Source organism: Phenylobacterium sp. (genome assembly GCF_020402505.1).
Taxonomy (GTDB): Bacteria; Pseudomonadota; Alphaproteobacteria; order Caulobacterales; family Caulobacteraceae; genus Phenylobacterium.
In genome coordinates this window covers 1-6402 of sequence record NZ_JADBZL010000175.1, presented here as the reverse complement: position 1 = coordinate 6402, position 6402 = coordinate 1, and the positions used below count along the sequence as shown (strand labels likewise).

Annotated in this window: 5 protein-coding genes and 1 pseudogene; 3 read left to right on the top strand and 3 right to left on the bottom strand. The window is 67.7% G+C overall.

Features of this window, described 5'->3' with window-relative positions; translation table 11 throughout:
- The coding region (locus IM632_RS12070; protein ID WP_296552389.1) for a hypothetical protein at window positions 1–287 on the top strand (287 nt) is incomplete at its 5' end.
- 97 nt (window positions 288–384) lie between these two features.
- Entirely contained in the window at window positions 385–2139 is a 1755-nt protein-coding gene (locus tag IM632_RS12065; protein ID WP_296519020.1) for an amidohydrolase family protein, read from the top strand.
- Between the two features lie 34 nt (window positions 2140–2173).
- Here IM632_RS12065 and IM632_RS12060 read toward each other — a convergent pair whose 3' ends face one another.
- Window positions 2174–2311, bottom strand: a complete 138-nt coding sequence (locus tag IM632_RS12060; RefSeq protein WP_296479725.1) for a hypothetical protein — start codon at window positions 2309–2311, stop codon at window positions 2174–2176.
- Between the two features lie 406 nt (window positions 2312–2717).
- Between IM632_RS12060 and IM632_RS12055 the strand changes: the two genes are divergently transcribed.
- Complete coding sequence (locus tag IM632_RS12055; RefSeq protein WP_296534703.1) at window positions 2718–4880, top strand: TonB-dependent receptor; 2163 nt, start codon at window positions 2718–2720, stop codon at window positions 4878–4880.
- Window positions 4881–5180: 300 nt separating this feature from the next.
- Here the strand turns inward: IM632_RS12055 and IM632_RS12050 are convergent, their stop codons facing one another.
- Together IM632_RS12050 and IM632_RS12045 are read right to left on the bottom strand one after the other, a co-directional pair.
- On the bottom strand, window positions 5181–6017 hold the full coding sequence (locus IM632_RS12050; RefSeq protein WP_296552387.1) for a DUF547 domain-containing protein: 837 nt from the start codon (window positions 6015–6017) through the stop codon (window positions 5181–5183).
- 3 nt (window positions 6018–6020) lie between these two features.
- A pseudogene (locus tag IM632_RS12045) lies at window positions 6021–6402 on the bottom strand (oxidoreductase); the annotation flags it as partial.

The window sequence follows — 6402 nt, the reverse complement described above, 5'->3', positions numbered from 1 at the left end:
GTCGCCACACCCTCAGCTGGGTGGTGCGCAAGACCGGCGAGTACACCGCCGAGGGCGAACTGCGGATCGACGATCAACCCTGCGGTTCGGCGGTGCTGCCGCAGACCTACCGGGCGCAGGCCTCCTTCATCGGCATGGAGATCGGCCGGGCGCCCAAACCGGCGGTGTCGGACTTCGTGGCGCCCTTCCCCTTCACCGGCGTCCTCAACCGTGTCGAGGTCGAGCTCGGGGATGACCAGCAGACCGATCCGCAGGCCAGCCTCGAGGCGGCCCTGCGCCGGCAATAGGCCTCCGGCGAAGAGACTGGAAACCCGCCCGGTTTCGGTCCTAAATGCGAACTGAACTGCAGACCGGCGGGATGCCGGCGCAAGGGGAGACGAGGACATGCTGGACCTGATCATCCGGGGCGGAACGGTCGTAGACGGGACGGGCGCGACGCCCGCCGTCGCGGACATCGGGATCCAGGGCGACCGCATCGTCGCCGTGGGCAAGGTGGAGGGTCCAGCCCGGCGCGAGATCGACGCCAGGGGCCTGATTGTCACCCCCGGCTGGGTGGACATCCACACCCATTATGACGGCCAGGCCACCTGGGACGCGGTCATGGCGCCCTCCAGCTGGCATGGCGTGACCACCGCCATCATGGGCAATTGCGGGGTCGGCTTCGCCCCCGTCCGCCCGGGCAGCGAGGACTTCCTGATCGAGCTCATGGAAGGGGTCGAGGACATTCCCGGCGCCGCCCTGGCCGAGGGCATCGACTGGAAGTGGGAGACCTTCCCCGAATACCTCGACGCCCTGGAAGCCAAGCCGCGGGCCATCGACGTAGGCGTCCACGTGCCTCACGGCTCGGTCCGGGCCTATGTCCTCGGGGACCGCTGCAACACCGACTACAAGCCTGACGCCGCAGAGATCGCCGAAATGGCCCAGATCGTGCGCGAGGGCGTCGCCGCCGGCGCCCTGGGCTTCTCCACCTCCCGCACCCTGCTGCACAAGGACGTCCACGGCGTCCACGTGCCCGGCACCTTCGCCGGCTCCGACGAGATGCTGGCCCTGGGCCTGTCCATGAAGGGGCTGACCCACGGCGTCTTCGAAATGGTCTCCGACCACCTGGGCGACGATGATGAATGGGCCTGGGTCAAGGGCTTCGTGGAGGAGACCGGCCTGCCCGTCACCCTCGTCGCGACGTCCGCCGGGGCCTACCAGGGCGACAAGATGTTCAACATCGCCGAGGAGTCCCGTCAGAAGGGCATGGACATCCGTCCGCAGATCGCCGGCCGGCCGACAGGCGTGCTGCACGGCCTGACCTCCAACTTCCACATCTTCCTCGCCAGCCCGACCTGGAAGAGGGAACTCGAGGCCCTGTCGGTCGAGGACAAGGTCGCGGCCATGGGTCGGCCGGACATCCGCGCCGCCCTGCTCTCCGAGGACTCACCCCTGATCCGCGCCGCCACTTCCGCGCCTGTCGGCGGCCAGGTCGCCGGCCTCGATGGCCTCCTCTGGCGCATCTTCCCCCTGGGCGAGCGCCCGAACTACGAGCCCGACCGCGAGGGCAGCGTCGCCGGCATGGCCGAGGCGGCCGGCGTCTCTCCGGTGGAGATGATGTACGACCTCTTGCTCCGCGACGGCGGCAAGGAGCTCTTCTACCAGCCCCTCGGCGGCTACCAGACCTACAACTTCGACTTCTTCCGCAAGAACATGCAACACCCCAACGTGCTGTTCGGCCTGTCCGACGGCGGCGCTCACTGCGGGGTCATCGCCGACGCCGGCATGCCGACCTTCATCCTGACCCACTGGGCCCGCGACCGGGTCAAGGGCGAGCAATTCCCCCTGGAATTCCTGGTCCGCAAGCTGACCAGCGACACCGCCCGGGCCTATGGCCTGAACGACCGCGGCCGGATCGCGTCGGGCCTCCTGGCCGACCTGAACGTCATCGACTTCGACGCCCTGCGCCTGTTCCGCCCCGAGGCGATCCACGACCTGCCCGCGGGCGGCCGACGCCTCGTCCAGCGGGCCGAGGGCTACCGCTACACGGTCAAGTCCGGCCAGGTGACCTTCGAGAACGGCCAGCACACCGGCGCCCTTCCCGGCGGCCTCGTCCGGGGCGGCCGAGAAGCGGTCATCCTGCCGCTGGCGGCGGAATAGCACGGGCGGCGCCTAGCGCCGCCCTCGCCCAACCTCAGCGTGGCGTCACATAGCGGCGCTCGATTTCCTTGTTGATCAGGGCGCGCCTGTCGTTCTGGCTCATGTCGGCGACGCCGGCCAGCGGGATACCGAACGGGCCGAACAGCAGGCCCAGTCCGACGCCGGCTCCCATTCGGGCGAAGGTCTTGTCGTTGGACTTCAGGGCGATGTTCCGGGGGTCGAGGCACTCCTGAGAGGAATACTTCGGGTCACGCTCGTCCAGCTGCGATGTCCGAGGTCTTTGTGGTCAGGCGAGACGCCCAGCTCGGTCCACGATAAACTCCAGCCTGTAGGCCAAACACCTGCATCGGGGGTCTCCTGAGGTCCTGAGTCTGCAAACCCAAGCTTCAGAGACCCCCACCCTCCACTCAAGAGCCCGTCTCACATCTGTCTGAGCCAGGACACGCCGCGCCCGCATCAGCAATTCTTAATGGGTTCACGACCTAGGCGAGATCGTAGCCGCGACGCATCTGCCGAGGTTCGCTTGTGTCGGAGAGAGTTTGACATGAATGCAATTGCGACTTATTCGCAATTGCATCATGAGCGTCCCTTCTCTTCGTTCCGCCCTATGCCTTGCCGGCGCCCTGACCCTGGTCGGCGCCCCCGCAGCCCTCTCGGCCGAGGCCGCCGAGGAGGCGCCGCCGCTCGACACCGTGATCGTCATCGGAGATCGACGGGAGCTGCCCAACATCCCCGGCGCCGGCGCCACCATCGAGGCCGAAGACCTGCGCCGCCTGCGGCCCTTGACGGTCAATGAGGCGCTGCGTCAGGCGCCCGGCGTTTTCGCCCGCGAGGAAGAAGGCATGGGAATGCGGCCCAATATCGGCATTCGGGGCCTCAATCCCACGCGATCCACCAAGGTCTTGTTGCTGGAAGACGGCCTGCCGCTGAGCTTCGCACCCTATGGCGACAATGCGAGCTATTATCACCCGCCGATCCGCCGCTTCGAACGAATTGAGGTGCTGAAGGGGGCGAGCCAGATCCGGTTCGGCCCCCAGACCATCGGCGGGGTCATCAACTATGTCACGCCCGAGGCCCGCACCGAGCCGGGCGGCCGGCTAACCTTCGCCGCCGGCGACAATGGCTATATGGAAACCGACGCCAGCGTGGGCGGCGAGGTGCTGGGGTTCGCCACCCTGGCCCACGTCAACACCACCCGTTCCGACAGCGCGCGCGACAACCAGCGCCTGCGGTTCGAGGACATTTTCTTCAAGGCCGAGCGTGACCTATCAGACGCCCATCGGTTGTCCCTGCGCCTTTCGACGTTCTCCGAGGACAGTCAGATCACCTATTCCGGCCTGACGGAGGCTGAGTTCGCCGCCAATCCGCGCGCCAATCCCTTCGCAAACGACTCCTTCACGAGCGACCGCGTGGGAGCCTCCGCGACACACGGCTGGCGGGTCTCCGAGTCTCTCCAACTGAAGACGTCGATCCATTACGCTTGGTTCGATCGGGACTGGTGGCGCCAGTCTTCGAGCTCCAGTCAACGGCCCAACGACGCCAGCGATCCGGCCTGCGGCGGCATGGCCAATCTCGACACCACATGCGGCAACGAGGGCCGGCTGCGAGAGTACATTACCTGGGGGGCCGAGAGCCGCCTGACCTGGAAGGGCCCCGCCCTGGGCGCAGATGTGTCGGCGGAGGCCGGCCTGCGCTGGGCCAATGAGCGCCAGGCGCGCCTGCAGGTCAACGGCGACACGCCCCGCGCCCGTCGCGCCGGCGTCGGCCGCAATGCGGGCCTGATTGAAGACAATCTGCGCTATGCCAAGGCGATCGCCGGCTTCGCCACCGCCCGACTGGCCTGGGGGCCGCTGTCGGTCAGTCCCGGCGTGCGAATTGAGAGCATCGAGTACGATCGTCTGAACAGGCTGACCGGCGTGCGCGGGTCCGCCTCGCTCAACGAGGTGATCCCCGGGCTTGGCGCCGCCTACGAGGTGAACGACCGCTGGACCCTGTTCGGCGGCGTGCATCGCGGCTTCGCCCCGCCGCGCGTCGAGGACATCATCAACAACTCCAATGGCGGCGCAGTCGACCTCGACGCAGAGATCTCCACCGCCTGGGAAGCCGGCTTGCGCGGTCAGCCGTTCTATGGGGTTCGTCTCGACGTGGCGGCGTTCCGGATGGACTTCGAGAACCAGATCGTCCCGGCTTCGGTCGCCGGGGGACTCGGCGCAACCCTGACCAGCGCTGGCGAGACCCGTCACTCGGGCATTGAAGCCAGCCTGCAGGCCTCGGCCCGGGAATTGGGCCTGTTGAACAGCGACGACCTCTTCGTTCGCGCCGCCCTGACTGTGGTGTCAGACGCCAAGTTCGTTGGCCGAAGGTTCTCCAATGTGAGTGGCTTCACCAACGTGGTCGTCACCGGCAATCGTCTGCCCTATGCGCCCAGGACGCTGTTTTCCGGCGCTGTCGGCTACGCCCGGGGTGACTGGTTCGAGGGGCAGATCGAGGTCGTCCACACCGGCGGCATGTTCACCGATGATCTCAACACCCTCGCCCCGACAGCCAATGGCCAGCGCGGACGTATCCGCCCCGCCACCATCTGGAACGCGACTCTCAATCTCACCGCGCCGGATGGCCGTCTGGGCGGCTATCTGGCAGTGAAGAACCTGTTCGACGAGCTGACGATCGTGGATCGTTCTCGCGGGATCCTGCCTGGACCCCAGCGGACCTTTCAGGCGGGCCTGAGCTACGCCTTCTGATCCCGCACCATAGCCCAAGAGCCGTCGCGGGCGTTTTTCGGGCGTCGTCAAGTCAACCGGAGGCGGATGCTGCGAGAGCTGTCAGCCCAGCCTCAGCGCCCGGCGGCCGAGGCGCCTGAGATCGCCGTTCATGGCGAAGTTCCACAACCCGTACCGCGGCTTCGAGATCCGCCACGAGACGGTCCGAAGAAGGGTGAACCGCTTGGGCCCGATGGCCGCAGGAAGATCCGGTCAAGGCGCGTGGCGGCCCTCCGGGATCCGGGATTGCAGGTCCGGGGGGAGCCGGCCGGTCAATGGCGCCTACCCGGCCGTCCTGACCCCGTTGAGAGACCAGTCGTAGGTGGTGCGGGCGATCCGGCGGCTGGCCTTCAGCCGCGCCGCGAGCGGCGGCCGTGCAAAGCGCGCCAGATGCGCGATCACGACGGCATCGGATGATCCGAAGTCCTCGGCGTACCACCTGTAGATCGAGGACACGACCAGGGCGTCGCCTTCGAAACGCACCGCCCGCGGATGATTGACATAGGTGCGGGCCGCCTCGTCGAGGGCGGACTGGAGACCCGCCCCACGCCAGGCGCGGCGAGGCAGGTCCGGGCAGCTGAAGGAGGCGCAATTGACCGCATAGTGAACGCGGGGGTCCCGCCAGGCCCTTCGAAGAATGTCATGCTCGATCGCATCGAGCGACAGCCGGACGCCGCCGACCGTGATGCGCTCCTGTCGCCAGGGACCGGCGGCCAGCAGCGAGGGCCGGATGTCGCGGATCGACCGCACCGGGAAGGCGGCCAGCACCACATCGAGGGTGAGCGCATTGTAGAGGTTGGCCCAGTAGGCGAACTGCTCTGCGCGGGTGAGCGAGAGCGGATCGGCCCGGCTCAGTTCGGAAAGATACCGTTTCAGACGCTGGAGGTCATTCGGCGAGGCCGCCCAGCCAGCGTAATCGACGCGAACGACGCCATCAGCCGCTAAACGCGCATAGGTTTCCAGCAAGGCGCCGAGGGCCGAGTGGTCGAGGATCTTCGATCCCTGGACGCCGGAGGTGAAGCGGTCGGTCGCCGCCCGGGCGGGTCCTGCGGCAAGGCTGGCGAGCCCCCCGGCGATGAGCAGGCATCGGCGGCTGACGGCCTTCAAACTCGGTTCCATGCCTTACCCTGAGGCTGCCGCGGGCCTGAGCCCGAGCCGGTCGGCGATCACCCGGTCGATCAGGCGCTTCGGCAAAAGCCGCGGCAACCACCAGTTCACAAGCGGCTGCGGCACGGGCGCATAGCGGGGCTTCGGACGGGCGGCGGTGAGCGCCTCCAGCACCACATCGGCGACGACGGAGGCCTCCAGCCCCTCCTCATCCATCGCAGCCAGGCTTTCCTCCAGCCGGGCGAGCGGGGCGGCCCAGCCGGTTCCGGCGTAGCGCGACCGGTCGACGGCGGCGCCCTTGTCCCAGATCGGCGTCTTCACCGCGCCGGGCCCGACCACGATCACATCGACGCCCGTGAGCATGAGTTCGCGGCGCAGGCTTTCGGAATAGCCTTCC

What these genes read in the sequence shown, in the direction of transcription:
- IM632_RS12065 (WP_296519020.1), top strand. Translation starts at nt 385, where the DNA reads ATGCTGGACCTGATCATCCGGGGCGGAACGGTCGTAGACGGGACGGGC.
- IM632_RS12060 (WP_296479725.1), bottom strand. Translation starts at nt 2,311, where the DNA reads ATGGGAGCCGGCGTCGGACTGGGCCTGCTGTTCGGCCCGTTCGGTATC.
- IM632_RS12055 (WP_296534703.1), top strand. Translation starts at nt 2,718, where the DNA reads ATGAGCGTCCCTTCTCTTCGTTCCGCCCTATGCCTTGCCGGCGCCCTG.
- IM632_RS12050 (WP_296552387.1), bottom strand. Translation starts at nt 6,017, where the DNA reads ATGGAACCGAGTTTGAAGGCCGTCAGCCGCCGATGCCTGCTCATCGCC.